General features: G+C 63.8%; 1 protein-coding gene. It reads right to left on the bottom strand.

The genetic code is table 11. The features are described from left to right. Positions 1 to 506, bottom strand: a 506-nt coding sequence (locus LRF89_RS13330) for a sensor histidine kinase (protein WP_238637387.1), incomplete at both ends; no start/stop codon positions are given.

Below are 506 nucleotides of genomic sequence, written 5' to 3'. Positions count from 1 at the left end.
GCCTGCTGGTTTGGGGGAATCCCCGCCCCGGTATCGCGCACGCGGAAGCTGATCCGTTCATCGGGCTCTGTGCATACCGTTAGATCGATATGGCCTTCGTTGGTGTACTTGATGGCGTTGCTGAGCAGGTTCGACAGGATCTGGCCCATCCGGGTGGCATCGGCGTTCACCCAGTGCGTCACGCCGGGGTCGATGCTGCAAGAGAACGCCAGGCCGTGTTCTTGGGCCAGGGCGGTGTAGACGGTGCACTGGCCCTCGATCGCCGAGTGCAGGTCGAAGGGGGTCGGGCGCAGTTCCAGCCGCCCGGCCTGCAGTCGGCTGAGATCGAGCAGCGAATCGATCAGTTCCAGCAGACGACCACTGGCACGGCGGCACTGTTGCACGTAGGCCTGACGCTGCTCTTCTTCCAGGTCCGGCTCGGCGAGCAGTTCCACAAAACCGGTCAGAGCGTTGAGGGGCGAGCGCAGATCGTGGCTGACCGCGTTGAGGAAAGTCGTCTTGGCCTC

Source organism: Halorhodospira sp. 9621 (assembly GCF_022228055.1).
Lineage (GTDB): Bacteria > Pseudomonadota > Gammaproteobacteria > Nitrococcales > Halorhodospiraceae > Halorhodospira > Halorhodospira halophila_A.
This window is presented reverse-complemented; position numbering and strand designations above follow the sequence as displayed.